The organism is Mesoterricola silvestris, assembly GCF_030295405.1.
GTDB classification, from domain to species: domain Bacteria; phylum Acidobacteriota; class Holophagae; order Holophagales; family Holophagaceae; genus Mesoterricola; species Mesoterricola silvestris.
This window is the reverse complement of the sequence record NZ_AP027080.1, coordinates 2,721,853-2,741,395: the sequence shown is the minus strand read 5'-3', so window position 1 is coordinate 2,741,395 and position 19,543 is coordinate 2,721,853. Positions and strand designations below refer to the sequence as shown.

Sequence of the window (19,543 nt, the reverse complement as noted above, 5' to 3'; positions counted from 1 at the left end):
CGCCGGACCTGAGCCCCAAGACTGGACGCCGAACGGTGCTTTCCGCCGTGCTGCTGGGGGTCGCGGCCTCCGCCTGCTGCTGGCTGCCCTTGACCCTGGCGGGCCTGGGTATGGCCACGGGCACCCTCGGCGCCAAGATCGCCTGGATCCGCCCTTGGGCCTTGGGGGCCCTGGCCCTTCTCTTGGCTGGTGTGATCGCTTGGTGGGCGCTGAAACGCTACGGCGGTCGCTCTGGAAAGGACAACTGCTGCACGGAGGCGCCGCGCTTCCCGACGCTGCCGATAATCATCCTGGGCCTCTCCTTCCTGGGGGCCGCCGCTGCTCCCCGGCTCCTCCATTCGGGCCGAAGCACCACCTTGACCGCCACCGCGCCGCCCGCACCCGCCGGGGGCACGCTCCTCGTGCTCTCTACGCCCCAGTTTGATTGCCCGCCATGCGTGGGCACTCTCCCCCAGACCATGGCGGCGACGCCCGGCGTGGCCTCGGTCCAGATGGACTTCGACAAGCGGGAAACGCGCATCGTGTTCCATTCGGGCTCGGCGGTGGACGCCACGCTGGCGCGATGGAAGAAGGAACTTGGTTTCGAGGGAAAAGAGGTAAAGCGGGAGGCCGCAAGCGTCCCGAGCCCAGTAGGTGCCAGGCTCAGATAGTGTCCCGATGCCGATGGGCGATCCCCATGACGGTGGTGGGGCTGAGGCCCAGCTCGCGGGCGATGAAGCGGTAGGAGCGGCCCTCCTCCAGAAGGTGGAGCACCTTTGGGGCGAGGCGATCGGCCTTAGGCCGCTCCCCGGCCTTGCGTCCGAAGGTGCGCCCCTTGGCCTTGGCGGCTGCGATGCCGGAGCGGATGCGCTCCCGCAGCAGGTCCCGCTCGAATTCCGCCAGCGCCGCCATGAGGGAGGCTATTAGCTTGCCCTGGGGCGTGCTCAGGTCGAACTGGAGGCCGGTCTGGGCGATGAGGGAGACGTTCCAGGCCTGGAGGTCATGGAGGGTCTGCACCAGGTCCATGGTGCTGCGTCCCCAGCGAGTGAGTTCGGTAACGAGAATGGCATCGACGCGCCGGTCTTGAGCCAGAGCGAGAACCTTCCGGCGCTCGGGCCGCTGGTCCTTGCTGCCGGAGGCGATCTCCTTCCAGATGCCAGCCACCTCGAAGCCCGCCCGCTCCGCGTAGGCGAGGAGGTCCCGCTCCTGCCGTTCGCAGGACTGGTCCGCCGTGGAAACCCGGCAGTAGATGGCCACCTTGTGTATCAATTGAACTCCTCGGATTTTGACCCCCGGAAACGTAGGACTGGCGTGGGGGATGAAGCATGCCAATATGACTCTACTTCAATTGGTGCATTTCGGGAGGCTGGGATGAAACGGGCGTGGTCTGAAGACGACCTGGCGGAGATGTGGTTCCTGTGGCCGCCCGAGCGGACGCTTCTGAAGAACAAGACAGGGGCCACCCGCCTTGGATTCGCCCTTCTCCTGAAGTTCTTTCAGTTGGAGGGCCGCTTCCCGAGCGATGCCGAGGAAATCCCGCCGATGGTCGTGGGTTTTGTGGCTGGCCAGGTTGAGGTAGATCCGGCGGCCTTCGGTCACTACCCATGGGAGGGAGCCACGATTAAGCGTCACCGGGCCGAAATCCGCGAATGGTGTGGGTTCCGTGAGTTCACCCTCGCGGATCATGAGGCCCTGAAGGGCTGGCTCGTTCAGGAGGTCATCCCCCAGGAACATCGCCCTGACCGTTTGACAGAAGCCATGAACCAGTGGTGCCGGGGGCTCCGGATCGAACCTCCAGCGGAGGAGCACGGCCAGCGCATCCTGAATTCCGCCCTCCAGGGGCACGAGACAGCATTCACCCAGGGCAGCTTCGGGAAACTGGGCCGGAAGGCCCTGGACCGCCTGGACGGCCTCCTGAAGACCCAACCCTCCGAGGATGAACCCGAGTGGACACCTTGGCAGGCCCTCAAGGCCGATCCGGGGAAAGCGGGCGTGGAGAGTGTGAAGGCGACCGCCTCCCGCCTGCGCGAGGTGAAGGCGGTGGGTCTCCCACTGGGTCTCTTCAAGGATCTGCCGCCCAAGCTCATCGAGCGGTACGCGATGCGTGCCGCCGTGGAAGAACCGCACGAGCTGCGCCGCCACGGCGGCCCCCTGCGGGCCACGCTGCTGGCCGCTTACCTCCATCGCCGGGGCGAGGAGCTGACCGACCACCTGGTGGATCTGCTCATCGAGACCATCCAGAAGATGACCAAGCGGGCGCAGAAGAAGGTGGAGGAGGAGCTGGCGGGCCAGCTTCAGAAGGTGCCCGGAAAGGTCGGGGTGCTGGTCCGCATGGCGGAGGCCTCCCTGGATTCCCCAGAGGGAGCCGTGAAGGAGGTCATCTACCCCGTGGCTCCCGAGAAACTTCTACGGTCGATCCTTCAGGAAATCCGCACCTCCGGCCCGGCCTACCAGGGCACGGTGCGCCTGGTCCTCAAGCGGTCCTACGGCGCCCACTACCGGAGAATGCTCCCCGAGCTGCTGGAGGCCCTTACCTTCCGTTGCACGAACCCGCGTCACCAGCCCGTGATGGAGGCCCTGACCTTGCTGAAGACTCACCTGAAGACCAAGGGAGCGGCCTATCCCGAGGGCGTGGAGGTGCCCCTGGATGGCGTGGTGCGCCCGGCCTGGATGCCCCACGTCGTGGAGGCGGAGGGCGATCCCCCAAAGATCAACCGGATCGCCTACGAGGTCTGCGTGCTGCGGGCGCTCCGGGAGCGCCTCCGCTGCCGCGAAATCTGGGTGGAGGGGAGCCGCCGATACCGGGATCCGGAGGAGGACCTGCCCCAGGACTTCGAGACGAAGCGGCCCGACTACTACGCGGAGCTGGGCATTCCCCTCGACGCGAAGGCCTTCACGGACACGATCCGTTCGGAGTTGGCTGGGGCTCTGAAGGCCCTGGACGAAGGGATGCCCGCCAACCCCAAGGTGAGGATCCTGCCCAAGAAGGACGGCTGGATCTCCGTCACCCCCTTCGAGGCACTTCCGGATCCCGAGAACCTGGGCGGACTGAAGCGGGAGGTGGGGCAGCGGTGGCCGTCCACCAGCCTCCTGGACGTGCTCAAGGAAGCCGATTTCCGGACGGGATTCACGCAGTCCTTCCGGAGCCCCACGCCTCGGGAGCGCATGGATCCCTCAACCCTCCGGCGCCGCCTCCTGCTCTGCCTCTACGGGCTGGGCACCAACACGGGCCTGAAAAGCATGGCCGCCGAACCGGAGGACGATTACAAGGGTCTCTTGTACGTGCGCCGCCGCTACCTCTCCATCGAGGGCTTGCGGCAGGCCATCGCCCAGGTCGTGAACGCCACGCTGGCCGCGCGGTTGCCGCACATCTGGGGCGAAGGGACGACGGCGTGCGCCTCGGATTCCAAGCAGTTCGGCGCCTGGGACCAGAACCTGCTCACCGAATGGCACCATCGCTACGGCGGGCGCGGCGTGATGGTCTACTGGCACGTCGAGAAGAAGTCCGTCTGCATCTACTCCCAGTTCAAGCGCGTCTCATCCTCCGAGGCCTCCGCCATGATCGAGGGCGTCCTGCGCCACTGCACGGAGATGGAGGTGGAACGCCAGTTTGTGGATAGCCACGGGCAGAGCGAAGTGGCCTTCGCCTTCTGCCGCCTGCTCGGGTTCGAGCTGATGCCGCGCATCAAGGCCATCCATAGTCAGCGGCTCTACCGCCCTGAGGCGGGCCAGGGTTACCCGAACCTCGACCTGGTGATGGCCTCACGAAGCATCAACTGGGAGCTAATTGAGCAGCAGCTCGACGCCATGGTGAAGCACGCCGTGGCTATGAAACGCGGCATGGCCGACGCGGAAAGCCTACTCCGTCGCTTCACGCGGGCCAACGCGCCCCATCCCGCCTACAAGGCCTTGGCGGAGCTGGGCAAGGCCATCAAGACGATCTTCCTCTGCCGCTACTTGGCCTCCGAGGATCTGCGGCGGGAAGTGAACGAGGGCCTGAACGTGGTGGAGAGCTGGAATGCGGCCAACGGTTTCATCTTCTACGGACGGGGCGGCGAACTCTCGACGAACCGGAGGGAGGACCAGGAGATGGGCCTGCTCAGCCTTCATCTGCTCCAATCCAGCCTCGTCTACATCAATACGCTGATGATCCAGCGCGTGCTCGCGGATGATGGTTGGTCCGAGCGCCTAACCCCCAGGGATCTCGGGGCTTTGAGCCCCCTCCTGACCCAGCACATCAACCCCTACGGGCGGTTCGAGCTGGATCTGGAAGCCCGGTTGGAACTGGAGGCCTGACCTCGTTCGCTACTCGATCCCTGGTTGCACGTTTGTTGGGACTACCCCGTCACTGAAGGCTGAGAATTTTACCGTCAGCTTCGCCCCCAGTTCGTCTTCCACCAGTGCGCGCACCGTTGGAAAATCCATCGGCGGCAACTGGTCGTGTAACCGCTCCAATTCCTCAATGTAGGCACCAGGCAGAAGATCACGCCGCAGGGCGAGAACCTGGCCGAATTTTATGAAAGTCAGCCCCAGTTCCTCGATGGCTTCCCGCACGTCTTTGGGTGAGGGCCAGTGATCCTTGCCGCGAAGCACACCCAGGAATCCGTGCCGTGTGAGCACACACAGAATTTGCAGGAGCCTGGGAGAGGTTCGAAGAAGGCTTATTTTCCCTGGACTCGTCATCATAGCCTCGTGTTTCTCAACCGAAGCGCATTGCCGATGACAGAGATGGAACTTAGGCTCATGGCGGCACCGGCAATCATCGGGCTGAGCAACAACCCGAAGAACGGATAGAGCACCCCGGCAGCCAGCGGAATTCCCAGCCCATTGTAAATATAGGCGAAGAACAGATTCTGGCGGATATTGCCCATGGTGGCGCGACTGAGGCGGATGGCCTTGGCGATGCCCCGCAGATCTCCCTTCACGAGCGTGATTCCGGCGCTTTGCATGGCCACATCAGTGCCTGTACCCATGGCAATGCCAACCTCGGCTTCGCTGAGCGCAGGAGCGTCGTTGATGCCATCACCAGCCATGGCGACATGCTTGCCCTCGGCGCGCAGCTTCTTCACATGAGCAACTTTGCCAGCGGGTTCGATGTCCGCTTCCACTGCGTCCAGGCCCAGTATCTTGGCCACCGCAGCAGCCGTACGGAGGTTGTCGCCTGTGACCATGACCACCTTGACTCCGAGGCTCTGAAGGTCTTTGATGGCCTCGGCGGTGGTGGCCTTGATCGGGTCCGTCACAGCAAGAACACCTGCGGGTTTGCCATCAATGGCGACATACATGGCGGTCCTGCCTTCTTCCTGGAGCTTCGCTGCCGACTCCTCCAACGGTTCCAACCCAGTGATCTTTTCATTGCGCAGAAAGTCCGGCTTGCCGATCATCACGGATCGACCTGCGACAGTGCCGATGACACCGCCACCCGTCACAGAGCGAAAGCCTTTGACCTCCTCCAGGCCGATGCCTTGATCCTTCGCGCCATGCACGATCGCAGCGGCGAGCGGATGTTCGCTGTTCTGCTCCAGGGAGGCGGCGAGATGCAGGAATTCCTTTGGGCCAAAGCCTTCGCTCGGCAGAACCTCCATGAGCATGGGTTTGCCCTCCGTGAGGGTGCCCGTCTTGTCCACGACCAGGGTGGTGACTTTCTCCAACCGTTCAAGTGCATCTGCGTTCTTCACGAGCACTCCTTCCTGGGCTCCCCGTCCGACGCCCACCATGATGGACATGGGGGTGGCTAGGCCAAGCGCACAGGGGCAGGCGATAATGAGGACTGCCACGGCGTTGATGATAGCGTGGGCGAGTTTTGGATCCGGCCCCAACCAAATCCAGAGAAAGAAGGTGAGCAACGAAATAGCAAGGACTACTGGCACAAAGATCCCTGCAAAGCGATCAGCAAGGCCCTGGATGGGGGCGCGGCTGCGCTGTGCAGTGGCCACCATCTTCACGATTTGACCAAGCATCGTGTCCGTACCCACCCGCTCGGCCCGCATGACGAAACTGCCGGGGCCATTGATGGTACCGCCCGTCACCTTGTCGCCTTCGGCCTTTTCCACCGGGAGTGGCTCTCCCGTGATCATGGACTCTTCTACGCTGGAATGACCTTCGACCACCGTGCCGTCCACGGGTACCTTGTCGCCGGGAACCACGCGCAACCAGTCACCGACCTTCACCTGGTCAAGTGGGACTTCATGATCGCCGCCTGGTGCAATTTGACGTGCGGTGGGCGGGGCGAGGTTCAGTAGAGCTTTGATGGCACTGCCCGTGCGGCTGCGGGCGCGAAGCTCGAGCACCTGGCCGAGGAGTACCAAAACCACAATCACCGCTGCCGCTTCAAAGTAGATGGCGACCCTGCCTCCGTGCTGCATGTTATGGGGGAAAGCTTGGGGCATCAGCATGGCCACGGCGCTGAAGCTGAAGGCTGCACCCACGCCAATGGCGATCAGCGTGAACATGTTCAACTGGCGTGTCAGGACGGAATTCCAGCCACGGGTGAAGAATGGCCATCCCGCCCAAAAAACAACGGGTGTGGTGAGGGCGAATTGCAACCAACGCGAACCGTCGCCGGTGACCCAGGCTTGCCTACCGAGCGCCGGCACGAGGTGGGCCATGGCAAGCATAAAGACGGGAAGGGTCAGCGCTGCGCCTACCCATATACGCCTTGTCATGTCCCGAAGTTCGTGGCTCTCGGCTTGATCCGTATTGGCTATGGGGATCTCCAATTCCAGCGCCATGCCGCACTTGGGGCACGCCCCTGGGTGGTCTTGCCGCACCTCGGGGTGCATAGGGCAGGTATATATCGGAGTTCCAGATGCAGGCGCGCCCACAGCCGAAGAACTCTCTGCCGCGGGCAAGTTTGGGCTTTGGTCAATCATTTTTGGGAGCCCTTACCTTGAGCAGGCTTAACTTGCTTCCCCAACGTTTTCATCTGGAGCCTACCCACAACATGATCCGGACGCTCCAGGCTTCATGGCACCAGCGGATTTGGAAAGGAACTTCTCCATGCAACCTTCACTACAGAAATAGGAGGTAATCCCATCGCGTTCAATGTGAAGAGCTTTCGTGGTGTCCACGGACATCCCACAGATGGGGTCCTTGGCAGTTGTTTTCGTTTCGGTCATGGTCATGCTCCCTATCCTTGGATGTTTGGAAAGTCAGGGATTAAAGGTGAGGATTATTTCTTTGATGACCGGTTGATCAAGACAACTGCCAGTGCGATCATCAGCGCGCCGATGATTGTCCATAGCCACATCCCCCCGCCCGGCCACCCGTTCATATGCCCACTTGCTTGATCCATCAAGGAAATCTCCCCCCTGAACTGAAAGACGTTATTGCGTATCCACTATTTCTTGTCTATGGGGGCTTCCGGCTTTTTATCCATGCCTTTCATCATTGAATGATGGGGGCCCGTACCCATCTGCATGTGTTTCATCATCTCCATGTGCATCTGTCCCATTCGATCATTCATGGCAACCCGTTGCTCCGACATTTTCGTAACGATCTCGGCCATCAAATCCATCTTTGCTTCCTTGGACGCACCGTTCATTCTGGCGACCAGTGCAGTCAGTTCAGTGTCTTGGGCCTTCATCTCGGCCATCATGGTTTTGCAATGTTCCTGCATCATCTGGGAGTGCTCCACGGCCTTGCCCTCCACAGCCATTTTCTTCGCCTTCGCAGGTTCAGGAGATTGTGCTAGCGATGGTGTCCAGATGGCCAAAGCCATGGCCAGCGGAAGGCCAAAATGGAAACCAGGATTCTTTCTAAGTTGGATTTTCATAATCGCCCCTTTTACTGTTCGTGGTTGATGGTGAAGGACAAGCCGGTTGGGACTGGTCTGCGCCAAGGTAAGGCGCGCTTTGAGCACTTCGCGTTGACCGGAGGTATAGCCTCCGTGTGAGGACTTTGACTTGCTCGAAAGTCCCCATTGGCTTACACCTCCTCTCTCAAGAGAGGGCAACGCATTAGCTATGCCATAATATAAAGTGGTTTAATTAAATAAGTTATACGATTGGTGCCAGTGGCTGTCGAACCATTCCGGTCGAAATGATAATAAACCAAGCAAAAGAAGTTCCTGGAGTGCCACCTGGCACCGCGAGTCGAGATTCCTGAGCCTGGGAAGGTGATCTGCGACGAATTCTTTGACCACGGACGCAATTTTTGCCTCAACCGCAGAGGCGGCGGCTCCGGATCCCGATTGAACTTCCTGATGCCTAGATCCGTCGTGCGAGTTTCTGCATGACGCCCCTGTCCGCCCCGAAGCGGCAGATAGCCTCGCAGTGGGCTTCCAGGTCCTTGAAGGTGACCAGGGATGGGCGATTGGCGAGACCGGAGAACGTGGGCCGAGACAACTGGGCCCGGACCTCCCCTTCGCGGCTGTCGGGGGCTACCAAGTAAAGCTCGGGAGCGGGTTCCGGGATGGACAGGCTCAAATCCTGGAGCCTGAGGATGCCCGAATAGATGGAGGTGCTCTTCTCTACCTCGAAGCCGCATACGACCTGGCCCTCTGAGAGCCAAAGTACATCGATCAACTCCACCGTCGAAAGGGTGTCAGGCGGCAGACCCTTCAGGGGCAGGGTCTGGAGCGAACGCTCTCCAAGTGTCCCTCCATAATGGTTTGAAGCGTTTCGGTCGTTTCTCGCCACCCAGACTTCCATGCCCAGCGACTGCCCGATCCTGAGCAGGTGGGCCTGCATTCGTGCGTGAACGCCCGTTTCTGCTGCATCCTCTTCGACTTCGAGGTGGCGCTTTCGGAGCAGTTTTTCCAACTTACCGGCCTCGAAGGCCAGTGCTGTCTCAAGGTTCCCATTCGTGGCTACCTTGCCGATGCCAACCTCGAACAGGAACCCGGCAAAGGCTCCCAGGTCCTTTGAGAACAAGGTTTGGTTCCCTTCGTTCAGTTCCAGGACTGCCTGCCTGAAGGACATGTAGTCACTCCAGGAGCCCAGGCCAAGCCTAGCCCCAGTTAGAGCATTGAAGCCCCTCATGATGGCAGTGTTGAAGGGTGGGATCCGTGTTGGGTGCAGAAAGTAGAGGATGTTTGCAGCCGCTGGGCCCAAGCCCTTGATCTTCTTTGCCTCCAGGACGGCGATAGCCTGTAGGAGCTGGTCTTCCCGAGTGGCCCTGAGGGCCTCTGCCAGGAATCGCCCGAAGGCCACTTGGTTCTCTCGATCCTCATAGATATCCGGGATTCGCAGCTTGGGTTTCCAGTAGAAGGCATGCGCGGCCCCTTGAAAGACCTGCTTTTGCTCGGTGATTGCGGCCATTACCATTTCAAGGCTGGAGCCACGGTAGTCCTGGGGGAATCTCCCTGCCAGGATGTCATCTACTACGATCTGGACTCCCCGCCGGATGGTCCGGAATGCCTTTAGGCGCTCATCACCGAGGAACCATGTCCGGTGAACCGATTCCGGGTCCTGCCGGTACCGCTCTGCGAGCGCAACGACTGCCTTTTTGAAATCCATTGGCACGATTCGACTCCGGACAAGACCTGCCTAGAGTACCGAGGTTTGGGGTATCAATGGCCCTTTCTTGGAATTGGGGATCGAAAAGTAATTCACTTGTACCAGGGACGGGCGCGTCTACTGGTCCACTAGCTCTAAGGGGCTGATCCTGGTGATTCTTAAAGAATCATTAAAAATAACAGGATTGCATTGCCCTGAATCCAGCGTGGCTCCATGTTGGGACGTTGATGGCACGCGGGATCCAGCCCTTGGATCAGCGGATGCCTGAGGCCCGGAATCGGACCTTTCTTTGGAGTCGACCATGTTGACTGCAACCCTGATCACTTTGACGATGCTCGCAAGCCCGAGCCCATCGAAACCCCCCACCAACGGGCGATGCCCAGTCCTCGGCAATCCCGTATCCGAGCGCAACCAGAGCACCACCGTGCGGGACCATTCGTACCGGGTCTGCTGCGATGAATGCCGCACCGATCTCGAAAAGAATCCCGAAAAGTTCCTGAACCAGGACGGAAGCCCGAAAAACGCCTCCCAGAGCGGACCTGGCCGGCAGTTGCGGGACCGGTACTGATTCGTGTTCAATCGGATCGTTTGCATATTGTTCAAGAGCACCTGATCACCGTCGTGATCTCCAAGTGATTGCGCTTCCCATGTCCCAGCCCTGCTGCAACGAAACACGATCTCCGACCATGGTGTGGATCACCTGCATGATCGTCGGGGGCATCTTTCTCTACCTTGCTTTCGGTGCGCCTTGATGAGCCAGCGTTCCTCTCTTCCACCTGGACCTCGCCGCGAGGTTCGGCCCAACCCACATGTGGCCCACCAACGTCGGGCCGGAGGTCCATTCGTGAATCGCGACATCACCATTGCTCTTCTTACGGGCGTCATCGCCGGCTTTGTCGCCGGCTTTCTCCTGGCCAACAATAGGACCACCCAGCCGGTGGCGCAGGTCCAGAGCCCGCTTCCTCCAGGGCCGGCAGCGCCGTCGGCGGCCGGCTCCGTCGATGCCTACCAGCGCATCCAGGGCGTGTTGGCCAGCCTCGCCCTGGATCCGAAAAATGCCAAAGCCTGGATCTCCCTGGGCAACGATTATTTCGATACCCACCAGCCTCAGAAGGCCGTGGAGGCCTACGACAAGGCCCTCGAACTGGAGCCCAAAGGCGCGCACGTCGCTGACGTGCTCACGGACCAGGGGATCATGTACCGGGAGCTGAAGGCGTTCGACAAGGCCATGGCCAACTTCAAGAAGGCCAACAAGGCGAACCCCGGGCACGTCCAGAGCGTGTTCAACCTGGGGATCGTCTGCTATCAGGACCTCAAGGATCTGCCTACTGCCCGTCAGGCCTTCACGCGCGTCATCGAGATGGCCCCTGCCTCGACCCAGGCGGAACAGGCTACGTCGCTCCTGGCAGCGATGGCCGGAGGGAAATCTTGAATCGGCGGATCAGGCCCGGTCCTGCAGCGGAAGCCTGACCTCCAGGCGTGCGCCTCCCCCAGGGCAGTTCGCCGCCCGGATTGTTCCCCCGTGGTTCTGGGTGATCCAGGCTGCAATGGCCAATCCCAGGCCCGCGCCCGATTGATGTTCCCGGGATCGGGAGGGATCCGACTGGTAGAACCGCTCAAAGACCCGCACCAGGTCGCATTCCGGAATGCCGGGCCCCGTGTCGCTCACCGTCAGGCGAACCCATCCCTCCCCGGTTTCGACGTCAAGGTCGATGGCGCCCCCTCCAGGGGTGAATTTCAGGGCATTGTCCAGCAGATTGATGACAAGTTGGGTGAGCCAGCGCTCGTCGCCCAGCACTCTCGCATCCCCCAGGGTCCGCACATTCATGACGATTCCCGCCTCAAGGGCGCGGGGCTCGAAGGTCTCGGCGATGGCGGAGGTCAGCTTTCCCAGTTCCACCGTCTCCCGGCACATGGAAAGGCGCCCCGTGTCGGCCCTGGCGAGGAGCAGGAGATCTTCCACGATCCGGTGCAGGCGGTCCACCTCTTCGCCCAGGCTTTCCAGGCCCTTCCGGTGTTCTTCCACCGTGCGGGGTTGGTCCAGCAGCACCTCGATGGTGTTCCGGAGGGTGGACAACGGGCTGCGCAGTTCATGAGAGGCGTCGGCGGTGAACTGCTTCATGGCCTGGAAGGACTGCTCGAGCCTTTCGATCATGCGGTTGAGGGTATCCACCAGACGGCCGATCTCGTCGTCCACCCCGGGATGAGGCAGGCGCTGATGGAGCTGGCTGGCCTCGATCGCAAGGGCTTGGCGGGCGATCCTGTCCACCGGAGCCAGCGCCCTCCCGGCGATCCAGTAACCCCCAGCCAGGGAAAGAAGAAGCCCCGCAGGCGTCATGAGAAGCAGGGTCAGCCGGAGATTCGTCAAGGTCAGCTCGATGTCTCCGAGATTTTCCATGAGCCGGACGATGCCGGGCCGCCCCGACCTTGAGCGGTAGGGGATCGACAACACGCGCCAGGGTGCGCCCTGCTGCCGGATTGTCACGAGGCGGGCGGTGGGCACGGCCTCCCAGCCCAAGGCTCCCACGGCGGGAGCCAAGACGTTGGCCCGCATCTCCGGGGATTGGTAGAAGACTTCGCGTCCCCCTTCCACCTCGTGGACGAGCACCAAGTGGCCGAGCTGGTCGAGTGTCCTGAGCTGGTCAGGGGTAAGATCGTGACAGTCCTCGTGCTCGTTGAGGATGTGCACGACGGCCGCCGCCATCTCGCGCAGGGGCTCGTCGTGGTGCTGGAGCATGCGATGGCGCGTCGCCTGGTACACGAGGGAGCCGAAGACGGCCAGGACCAGCGTCAGGATGAGCCCGTACCAGACGGTGAGGCGTAGGCGGAGAGTCCGGATCAGGCGCATCACGCCTCCTCGCGCAAAAGGTAACCCGTGCCTCGCACGGTTTGGATCAGATTCGAGCCAAAGGGCTTGTCAATCTTCTTCCGCAGGTAGGTGATGTAGACGGCCACAACGTTGCTGTCCTCAGTGGCGCGGTAGTCGGAATTCCAAACACGGTCCATGACCGTAGCCAGGGTGACGACCGTGCCTTTCCGTTGGAGGAGCAGCTCCAGGAGCGCGTATTCCTTGGTTGAGAGGTCGATGAGCTGACCGCCCCGCTTGACTTCGCGCTTCTGGGGATCCATCTCCAGGTCCCCGGCCCGGAGAAGGGTCTGGGGCTCCACCTGGGGGCGCCGGGTGATGGCCTGGAGGCGGGCCAGAAGCTCCTTGAAGACGAAGGGCTTGGGCAGGTAGTCATCTGCTCCCAGGTTCAAACCTCGGACGCGGTCGTCCACGGTTCCACGCGCGGTCAGCATGAGGACTGGGGCCGGACAACCGGCGGCCCGGATCGCTTTCAGCACTTCGAACCCGTTCATGCCCGGCAGCATCACGTCCAGCAGGATGGCATCAAAGGTCCTGGCGAGAGCCTTCTCCAGTCCCGACAGCCCGTCGAAAGCCACCTCGGCTGTGATCCCATGCTCCTTGAGCCCTTGTTCCAGTACCCGCGCGAACTTGGCTTCATCGTCGATGATGAGGACCCGCATGCCCAATTCCTCCGATTGACCCTGGCCAGAAACCAGCCGGGTCTCCATGACCGGTGATAAATCCCGAGAAGGGACGAAATCTTAGGAAACCCTTAGAACCGGATTCCCAAAGTCACTTTCCCTTGGGGACGGGCCCCAGTTTGACCGTCTCCGCAGTCTTGTCGTCTTCCCCGAGGACCACGACCACACGCTGACCGGGTTTGACCTGATCGGCGCCGACCATGTCCTTTCCCCTCATGAACATTGTTGTCCTGGCGAGTGGTATGGTGATGGCCTTGCCGTCCCGGGACACCAGGGCGATCTGGCTGGCATTCAAGGATTTTACAGTCCCCATGATCTCCTTGTGCGTATGGGCCGAGGCAATGGCTGGGCTGAGGAGGATGGTCGAGGCCAGGAGGCAGGTCTTTGCGTAATTCATGGCTTACCCTTTCTATCGCTGTGGGAAATCGGGTTCGATGGCACTGTGTCGGAGGCGTCGCCTCCATTCAGAAACTCATTCTCCTTCTGCTGCTGTTCAAGCTCCATGGGGGAGGCCGGATTCATGCGCTTCATCTGGTTAAGGTCCTCGGGAGTCAAACCGGGAAGGTGTCGAATGAAGCGCACGAGTTGCCATGTCTGCACATCCGTCTCACCGGAAGGACTACCCCAGGCGGGCATCCCGGTGAGGCGCACCCCGTTCTTGATGATGGCAAAGAGTTCCCCATCGCTCAGCCGTTGGGTGCCGCTCTGCGTCATGTTCGGCGCGCGCGGGTACATGTGCATACCCATTTCCGTGGAGCCCTTCCCGTCGTTTCCGTGGCAGATTGCGCAATGATCCGCCCAATGGGCCATCCCTGCAGCCACTGCGTCCGTGGAAAAGGCAACGGGGTTGGCCCGCCGCCTATCCGGGGAGGGGACCGCAATATGCCGAAGCTCCCGGGCCAGCCATGCTTCAACAGATGTTGGTGCGTCTCTGGCGCTGACACCGTGTTGTAGGATCCGCGCCAGGCTTGAAAAAACCAGACCAATGAGTACCAAGCCGAGGATGATGACGGCCGTACAAAAGGGGCGAAGGGGGAACCGTCCACCCTGTCCCGCTTTGAAATTCTGTTTGGCCATGCTGGGCTCCATGAATACTGCGACCTGCGGGGTGAATTATCGGCTGAATGAGGTCCAGGACTCACAAATTCAACACCCCATCACGGAATGGCATTCCACCCCATCTCCAGATGCCGGAAGGGGAGAGGTATGGGAGCCATCAATGGGTTTCTTGAACCTAGCCCAGAATCTCCTCGGAGTCAGGTTCATGATTTCGGCGTTGATACCAAAGGCTATGCCCTGGGTCGTCATCCGTTGTTCGGAAGGGGCAGAACTCATGGATGGTCCGAGAACCATCGCCTTAGGGCGAAGGAGGCGAACCAAAGCCCATACTTTCAAAGTGGTCAAGTTGTCATTGGGAACTTGAAAATCAGGTGATGCCATGAGGGGAGAATATTTGCCCACCCCTCCAGGGGCCAGGGGACCGTAAGGAAACGAACCGACCTCGAAATAATCGACTGGCAAGCGTCGCAATGTCTCGAGATCCCGGGCGAGGGTTCTCCAGGTCTGTCCTGGCAAGCCCACCCGAATCCCTCCTCCGATCGAATACCCCATGTTCCGGGCACGCTTTACCAAATCGATTCTTCCCCGGAGCGATTTCAAATCGGGTGGATGGAGGGTGCGGTATAAGATCCTGTCCGTTGAATCAATCGGGAGGAAATACCGATCCGCTCCCGCCATTCTCCAGGCCTGTAGTTCGGTCGCGGATCGTTCCCCCATGCTCAGGGTGAGGGGCAGGCCCGTTTCAGACTTCATCCAGCGAACTATTTTCGTTACGAGGCCAGCGCCAAGCAGTGGATCCATCCCGGACCCGAGAATGACGCCTTCACAACCAAGGGCCTTGGCTTGGATGCAGCAGGCAATGATTTCCGGTGCTTCCATCCGGTACCTTTTAACGCCCCATCGATTTGCAGCCTGGTGGCAAAACAGACACTTTTTCGCGCAGTAGTTTGAAATGTCGATCCGACCCAAGAGGCGGACCTCCCCGTTAGTTTGGGGATAGCCCACCCGGTCCAGGAGGGGCTCCAATTCCTTCAAGGTTTTCTCGGCGGGGCCCATCAACAAACTCAAGATAGATTCGCGGTCCATGTGAGCCTCAAAAACGGAGCAACGGATTCAGGAACGAACACGGGGCCATGCCGCTAGGGTCTTTTAACCCCATCAACCTTCACTTTCAGAATGGCCGTCACCACGGCGACTGATAGGGCCCTGAACCTCGGACCATCCAGCATTTCCATTGCCTGAGCGGGGTCCTCGGCGTAGGTCCTCACGACCCGGCCAACTTCCTCATGGAACTCACGGTGGTAAACTTTCAGTCGTTCAAAATCCGACCCGCCCCCGTAGTCAATTGCTCCCTGCCCGTGGAGCCAACAGCCTAATTCGCAAAGGTTATCCCGGTGGGCCGTTGCCGGATTAATTCCCGGATCGGAGCCACCATTCAAGAATTGCCCCAACCTCACCTTCCAACGAGTATGGGCAGCCACGGCCTCTTCAAGAATCATGAACCCTCACTCCTTTCGGGACCGTTCGGGAGTTGCCGATGGCGTCGAAACCGGTTGAGGCGCGGGCTTCCCGGATGGGCATGGGCTGGATCCGGCCTTTGGACTCTTGCAAATAGCAGTGCCCCCACAACCAGCCTTCCCAAATCCTTGGTCACAGCCACAGCAGGTTGCCCCCGTCATTACCTTCCCGTGGCTCCGCCGAAATGTAGTGACTCCATACCAAGACCCGACAACTAATAGCGCCGCCGCCATGAAACAAAGGGCCAGTCGGAAATTCCTAGCATTGGGTTTTGGTTGAAACGCCTCAGGGATTGCACCCTGTGGGTGATCTACTGGGGGCATTTGGAGTCCCTTGAAAAATCGCTTTTGCGGTGTCCTCGGGTTCATCCGTTCGGGCTTTTGATTCCCAAGTCTTTTCATGAACATCTCCGTGCCATGCCACGCTATCGCCCGCAACCACCAAAACAACTTTTTGGGAGTGAGTCATCCCTTGTGGCGGGTTTCCCTGTGTGCTCCATTCCAATCAAAGCCAACGCAATGCCGAGGCAGGCGCAAACAATAATCAACCACCGCATGGGCGTGAAACGGCCGGATGGATTCCCAACCGCCACTTCGGAATCCTGATGCACAATTGATGTCTGATCTGGAGGTGGAAGGTCTCCGGCTCTTCGATTCATGTTCCTTCCTCCAAGTGAAAGCGGAGCGTGAACTCAGTCCATCCGTCCTGAGTTAGGGCGATCTCGACGGTCCCGCCTATGCTTTTCATGGTTTCCCAAACATTGAACAGGCCGAAACCGTCACCTGGCTCGGAGGCCGCGAAGCAAAACAATGGGTCGAACATCCGCGCCAGGTCGGATTCTGGGACGGGCGGAATGGCTGGATCAAGCACCTGCACTGTGGCTACGTTCCGTTCCCTTCGGCTGTTCACCCTGATAGGTGTGGTTCCCGCGGCCGCATCCAGGGCACGCTGGATCAATACTTCAAAGCACCTCCTTACCGCGCCTACAGGGCCTCGAATTGGGCACGGGGATGGATCCAGATTCATCTCGATGCCATGCAGGGTGCCTCTTTCCGTTTGAATGGCTTCGATGACTTCCATCAGGCAGGCCTGAAGATCGAAGTACCTCACATCCGGGGCTTCGCCAGCCTCCCCTGCCATCCGCGAGAACTGCCGCAGAAGAACGGCTGCCTGTTCCGAGCTGCGTTGAAGCGTCTGCAGGGCTTCCGCCTGGGACGAATCCACGGGCACCGATTGTTGGAGGATCTCTTGGGCGAACAACATGGGATGGAGGGCCCGTTCGAGGTCCCGGGCGGTGGATGCCACTTGCCGGCCCACTTGGATCTGCCATTGGCTGGATACGAGACGACGCTCCCGGTCAAGCTGCGCCGATACGTCCCGCAATACGGCAGCGTAAAGGATGCCGGCCGCCCGATTGAGGGTTCCAACCCTAGCCTCGATTGCCCGGAGGGAGCCATTGGCATGGACCAAATTGATCCTGATGGCCCGGTCGGGTCCAGCAGCCTCAAGGCGCTTCCGAGCTTCCGAGGGCATCATGGAGCTAAACTCCAAATTGCCACAGGTGAATCCTGGCGGTTTGCCAAGAAGAGCCGTCAATCCAGGGTTGGCGGTGAGGATGGACCCCCCCTGATCCCAAGCCACGACTCCGTCTGGGATCGTATCCACCAAGGTCTGCACGAAGCGGTCCGCCTGGCGCTTTAGACCTCGTTGAAGGAAGGCAATGCCCAGCGCAATCCCAAACCCCAGGGCCGCCAAAAGGGATGCGCCGGCGAACGCTGAGAGCTGGGTCGCATTGCGACGGCTGTCCTGAACGGAGGCCTCAAGCATCTCCCGGTGGTACCTCACCAGGTCATTCAAGGCCGACAAGGCGATCCGGTGATGGTGATCAAGGTGGGCCAAGGCCCTCGACACCTCCTCCTGTCGCTTCCGATCGGGCGAACTTCCGGTTCGTTCAGCGTTCAAGTCGACTGTCCTGCGCACCTTGTCGACTTGTTCCAGGTAATCCGCCATGGCCTGATCGACAGCCACCAACAAGGGGTCTGACTCACTGTGGATCCGCTGCCCCAATTCCTTTCTGGATGCTTGGAGCCGATCCAGGGCTACTTCCAGAGGCGCGGAATCCGTGGCGGGGCTGGACGAATAGGGGAAGTGCGAAATTCTCTCCTGGAGGTCTTCCAGAACCTCCAGGTGGCGGGAGGATTCCAGGGTCCAGGTGCTGCAATGGGCGAAGCCCAGGAAGGCATCCTTTGTTGCGTGAATCAGGAACCAGGACCAGACCAGTAAACCGAGAAAAGGCAGAGCCACGACTCCAAGAAACCTGAGCCGACGGTAGTGGGATGTCAGTAGATCCATTGTGGTCATGCCCCCGCCTTTCCCGGACCAGGAGCTAATGCTTGTGGCCTTCGTGTTCCATGGAACCCATCGCCTTGGCGGCGTTTTTCGGGTTGCCGTTCTTATCCAGGTATGTGTCAGGGTTCGACTTCAAATTCTTTTCACAGTCCGCGCAGCAGATCCGGTAGTCCCGGCCCTTTGCGGTGACGATCTGGCTCTTACCGTCCACCTTGAGGCCCAGAACCGGGCAAATCGTGTTGGAGGCAGAGTTGGCCTGGGGAGCGGCGAGAACGGCCAGGGTGAACACTAGATTCAGCATGAGACTCCTTTTAGCCCGGCCCATGGAGGGACAGGAAACCCGGGCCGGATGTCGGGTTTCGAGGTTAAGACACGTCAGTGGTGATGGAAGGGTTCGATCTTTTGCCCGTAACCCGAGGGTTCCCACGCCCGTTTGATGGAACCATCATCGTCAAGGTAGCGCTTGGGCTCCGACCGGAGTCGGTCTTCACAGGGAGCGCAGCAAATTCGGTAGCTGTGGCCCTTGATGGTCACGGTCTGGTTCTTCTCCGTGACCTTCTCCCCAAGGACAGGGCATTCAGTACTGGTGGCGGGGGGCGGTGCCTGGGGAGCCGTAGCGAGCGCCAGAGAGAGCAGAAGGTTCAACATGATGGTACCTCCTATCCAGGACGGCCAATGAACAACGGTGGGCCCCGGGCCGTTGCGAGGCCCGCCGTCGCATCCCACCCGGCATTGCGGGTGGGTTTGTCTAATCATCAGGTACGATGGATCAGTGCTGGTGCCCTTCGTGGCCAGCGGAGGGAGCGGGCGCGGCGTTACCCTCGTCCGTCTTGGGGGCATTCAAGGGCTTTCCATCCTTGTCGAGGTATTTGTCCTTGTGCTCGGCCATTTCAGGCCCGCAACCGTCGCAGCAGACCAGGTAGGTGTTGCCGCCAACCACCACCTCCTTGTCACGGCCAGCCTTTACAGGCTGGCCCATCACCGGGCACAGGGTGTTGGTGGCGGTTACCCTCGGGGCACTGTCCTGGTGCCCAGCGTGTCCCTGGTGCCCTGAATGGTCACCGTGGCCGCTGTGCCCGGAGCATTGGGCGAAGGATGGAACCGCGGCATAGAGGGCCATGGCGCAGAATAGGATGAAAGATCGAAGAGACATTTATTGCTCCTTCATTTGTGGAGGACGGCAGCAATTAGGTTGCCGCCCTGGATGGCGAGGTAGGCTTTGTAGGCTTTCGGGTGACCCAAGGCGTCAGTGCCAACGTATTCGTACCACCCGTGGCCGGACTTCTCAGCGAAGGCACGCATTTTTTTGAGGACAGGACTGCCCTCCGCATCGGGCATTTTGGCGTGGTCCATTCCCACATGCTTGCTCGGGCGGTTCACAGCCAGGACGATGTAGGAAGAGGAATAAATGGTGAGCTCGGGATCCATCTCAGGCATGGCTGGCCAAAATTTTCCAGCGGGGTTCTGGACTTCGGCCACCAGCCCTTCGATCCCCCTGGCCTTGCCCAATTTTACGGCTTCCCTTACCCATGTTTCGGCAAGGTGGCTCGGATCGGCCATGGTTCCCCCCGGGGCCGCCACGATGGCGATGGGGAAGATCAGCGTTGCGAGAAGGATGCGTTTCATCAGGT

General features: G+C 60.5%; 18 protein-coding genes and 1 pseudogene. 4 read left to right on the top strand and 15 right to left on the bottom strand.

The window, feature by feature from the left end:
- Positions 1-35 precede the first annotated feature (35 nt).
- A complete protein-coding gene (locus R2J76_RS11875; RefSeq protein ID WP_316411807.1) occupies positions 36-650 on the top strand; it encodes a hypothetical protein in 615 nt (204 codons plus the stop codon).
- Here the strand turns inward: R2J76_RS11875 and R2J76_RS11870 are convergent.
- Positions 643-1,248, bottom strand: a complete 606-nt coding sequence (locus R2J76_RS11870) for a recombinase family protein (RefSeq protein ID WP_316411806.1) — start codon at positions 1,246-1,248, stop codon at positions 643-645. The two genes, R2J76_RS11875 and R2J76_RS11870, sit on opposite strands and share 8 nt — an antisense overlap.
- A 102-nt stretch (positions 1,249-1,350) precedes the next feature.
- Here R2J76_RS11870 and R2J76_RS11865 point away from each other — a divergent pair, with 102 nt between their 5' ends.
- Positions 1,351-4,275 (top strand): Tn3 family transposase, encoded by a 2,925-nt coding sequence (locus tag R2J76_RS11865; RefSeq protein ID WP_316411805.1) that lies wholly within the window; start codon positions 1,351-1,353, stop codon positions 4,273-4,275.
- 9 nt (positions 4,276-4,284) lie between these two features.
- On the opposite strand, the gene R2J76_RS11860 is transcribed toward R2J76_RS11865, so the two are convergent.
- From R2J76_RS11860 to R2J76_RS11845, 4 genes and pseudogenes are all read right to left on the bottom strand, one after another.
- Positions 4,285-4,572 carry a hypothetical protein gene (locus R2J76_RS11860; protein ID WP_316411804.1) on the bottom strand — a complete coding sequence of 96 codons (288 nt, stop codon included), beginning with the start codon at positions 4,570-4,572 and terminating at the stop codon, positions 4,285-4,287.
- A gap of 89 nt (positions 4,573-4,661) precedes the next feature.
- Positions 4,662-7,103, bottom strand: a pseudogene (locus R2J76_RS11855) (heavy metal translocating P-type ATPase).
- Positions 7,104-7,318: 215 nt separating this feature from the next.
- Positions 7,319-7,753, bottom strand: a complete 435-nt coding sequence (locus tag R2J76_RS11850) for a hypothetical protein (protein ID WP_316411802.1) — start codon at positions 7,751-7,753, stop codon at positions 7,319-7,321.
- 433 nt (positions 7,754-8,186) lie between these two features.
- Positions 8,187-9,437 carry a hypothetical protein gene (locus tag R2J76_RS11845; protein ID WP_394366835.1) on the bottom strand — a complete coding sequence of 417 codons (1,251 nt, stop codon included), beginning with the start codon at positions 9,435-9,437 and terminating at the stop codon, positions 8,187-8,189.
- A gap of 301 nt (positions 9,438-9,738) precedes the next feature.
- Between R2J76_RS11845 and R2J76_RS11840 the strand changes: the two genes are divergently transcribed.
- Positions 9,739-10,005, top strand: a complete 267-nt coding sequence (locus R2J76_RS11840) for a hypothetical protein (protein ID WP_316411800.1) — start codon at positions 9,739-9,741, stop codon at positions 10,003-10,005.
- Between the two features lie 276 nt (positions 10,006-10,281).
- Positions 10,282-10,869, top strand: a complete 588-nt coding sequence (locus tag R2J76_RS11835) for a tetratricopeptide repeat protein (RefSeq protein ID WP_316411799.1) — start codon at positions 10,282-10,284, stop codon at positions 10,867-10,869.
- A gap of 9 nt (positions 10,870-10,878) precedes the next feature.
- On the opposite strand, the gene R2J76_RS11830 is transcribed toward R2J76_RS11835, so the two are convergent.
- From R2J76_RS11830 to R2J76_RS11785, 10 genes are all read right to left on the bottom strand, one after another.
- On the bottom strand, positions 10,879-12,285 hold the full coding sequence (locus R2J76_RS11830) for a sensor histidine kinase (RefSeq protein WP_316411798.1): 1,407 nt from the start codon (positions 12,283-12,285) through the stop codon (positions 10,879-10,881).
- Positions 12,285-12,965 (bottom strand): response regulator transcription factor, encoded by a 681-nt coding sequence (locus R2J76_RS11825; protein ID WP_316411797.1) that lies wholly within the window; start codon positions 12,963-12,965, stop codon positions 12,285-12,287. The genes R2J76_RS11830 and R2J76_RS11825 overlap by 1 nt, the downstream gene beginning before the upstream one ends.
- Before the next feature lie 112 nt (positions 12,966-13,077).
- On the bottom strand, positions 13,078-13,383 hold the full coding sequence (locus R2J76_RS11820; protein ID WP_316411796.1) for a hypothetical protein: 306 nt from the start codon (positions 13,381-13,383) through the stop codon (positions 13,078-13,080).
- A complete protein-coding gene (locus R2J76_RS11815) occupies positions 13,380-14,063 on the bottom strand; it encodes a c-type cytochrome (protein WP_316411795.1) in 684 nt (227 codons plus the stop codon). The genes R2J76_RS11820 and R2J76_RS11815 overlap by 4 nt, the downstream gene beginning before the upstream one ends.
- Positions 14,064-14,132: 69 nt before the next feature.
- The gene (locus R2J76_RS11810) at positions 14,133-15,131 is read right to left on the bottom strand and encodes a radical SAM protein (RefSeq protein WP_316411794.1); all 999 of its coding nucleotides are present in this window, start codon (positions 15,129-15,131) and stop codon (positions 14,133-14,135) included.
- Between the two features lie 53 nt (positions 15,132-15,184).
- The gene (locus tag R2J76_RS11805) at positions 15,185-15,544 is read right to left on the bottom strand and encodes a CZB domain-containing protein (protein ID WP_316411793.1); all 360 of its coding nucleotides are present in this window, start codon (positions 15,542-15,544) and stop codon (positions 15,185-15,187) included.
- Between the two features lie 673 nt (positions 15,545-16,217).
- Complete coding sequence (locus R2J76_RS11800; protein ID WP_316411792.1) at positions 16,218-17,924, bottom strand: ATP-binding protein; 1,707 nt, start codon at positions 17,922-17,924, stop codon at positions 16,218-16,220.
- Positions 17,925-17,949: 25 nt separating this feature from the next.
- The gene (locus R2J76_RS11795; RefSeq protein ID WP_316411791.1) at positions 17,950-18,213 is read right to left on the bottom strand and encodes a TRASH domain-containing protein; all 264 of its coding nucleotides are present in this window, start codon (positions 18,211-18,213) and stop codon (positions 17,950-17,952) included.
- 468 nt (positions 18,214-18,681) lie between these two features.
- Complete coding sequence (locus tag R2J76_RS11790; RefSeq protein ID WP_316411790.1) at positions 18,682-19,065, bottom strand: hypothetical protein; 384 nt, start codon at positions 19,063-19,065, stop codon at positions 18,682-18,684.
- 11 nt (positions 19,066-19,076) lie between these two features.
- A complete protein-coding gene (locus R2J76_RS11785; protein WP_316411789.1) occupies positions 19,077-19,538 on the bottom strand; it encodes a hypothetical protein in 462 nt (153 codons plus the stop codon).
- Between the last annotated feature and the right edge of the window lie 5 nt (positions 19,539-19,543).

Excerpts from the sequence above, each read along its gene's own strand:
- R2J76_RS11805 (WP_316411793.1), bottom strand. The coding sequence starts at position 15,544 with ATGATTCTTGAAGAGGCCGTGGCTGCCCATACTCGTTGGAAGGTGAGG.
- R2J76_RS11815 (WP_316411795.1), bottom strand. The coding sequence starts at position 14,063 with ATGGCCAAACAGAATTTCAAAGCGGGACAGGGTGGACGGTTCCCCCTT.
- R2J76_RS11790 (WP_316411790.1), bottom strand. The coding sequence starts at position 19,065 with ATGTCTCTTCGATCTTTCATCCTATTCTGCGCCATGGCCCTCTATGCC.
- R2J76_RS11845 (WP_394366835.1), bottom strand. The coding sequence starts at position 9,437 with ATGGATTTCAAAAAGGCAGTCGTTGCGCTCGCAGAGCGGTACCGGCAG.
- R2J76_RS11865 (WP_316411805.1), top strand. The coding sequence starts at position 1,351 with ATGAAACGGGCGTGGTCTGAAGACGACCTGGCGGAGATGTGGTTCCTG.
- R2J76_RS11820 (WP_316411796.1), bottom strand. The coding sequence starts at position 13,383 with ATGAATTACGCAAAGACCTGCCTCCTGGCCTCGACCATCCTCCTCAGC.
- R2J76_RS11850 (WP_316411802.1), bottom strand. The coding sequence starts at position 7,753 with ATGAAAATCCAACTTAGAAAGAATCCTGGTTTCCATTTTGGCCTTCCG.
- R2J76_RS11825 (WP_316411797.1), bottom strand. The coding sequence starts at position 12,965 with ATGCGGGTCCTCATCATCGACGATGAAGCCAAGTTCGCGCGGGTACTG.
- R2J76_RS11795 (WP_316411791.1), bottom strand. The coding sequence starts at position 18,213 with ATGCTGAATCTAGTGTTCACCCTGGCCGTTCTCGCCGCTCCCCAGGCC.
- R2J76_RS11840 (WP_316411800.1), top strand. The coding sequence starts at position 9,739 with ATGTTGACTGCAACCCTGATCACTTTGACGATGCTCGCAAGCCCGAGC.
- R2J76_RS11800 (WP_316411792.1), bottom strand. The coding sequence starts at position 17,924 with ATGACCACAATGGATCTACTGACATCCCACTACCGTCGGCTCAGGTTT.
- R2J76_RS11810 (WP_316411794.1), bottom strand. The coding sequence starts at position 15,131 with ATGGACCGCGAATCTATCTTGAGTTTGTTGATGGGCCCCGCCGAGAAA.
- R2J76_RS11830 (WP_316411798.1), bottom strand. The coding sequence starts at position 12,285 with ATGCGCCTGATCCGGACTCTCCGCCTACGCCTCACCGTCTGGTACGGG.
- R2J76_RS11785 (WP_316411789.1), bottom strand. The coding sequence starts at position 19,538 with ATGAAACGCATCCTTCTCGCAACGCTGATCTTCCCCATCGCCATCGTG.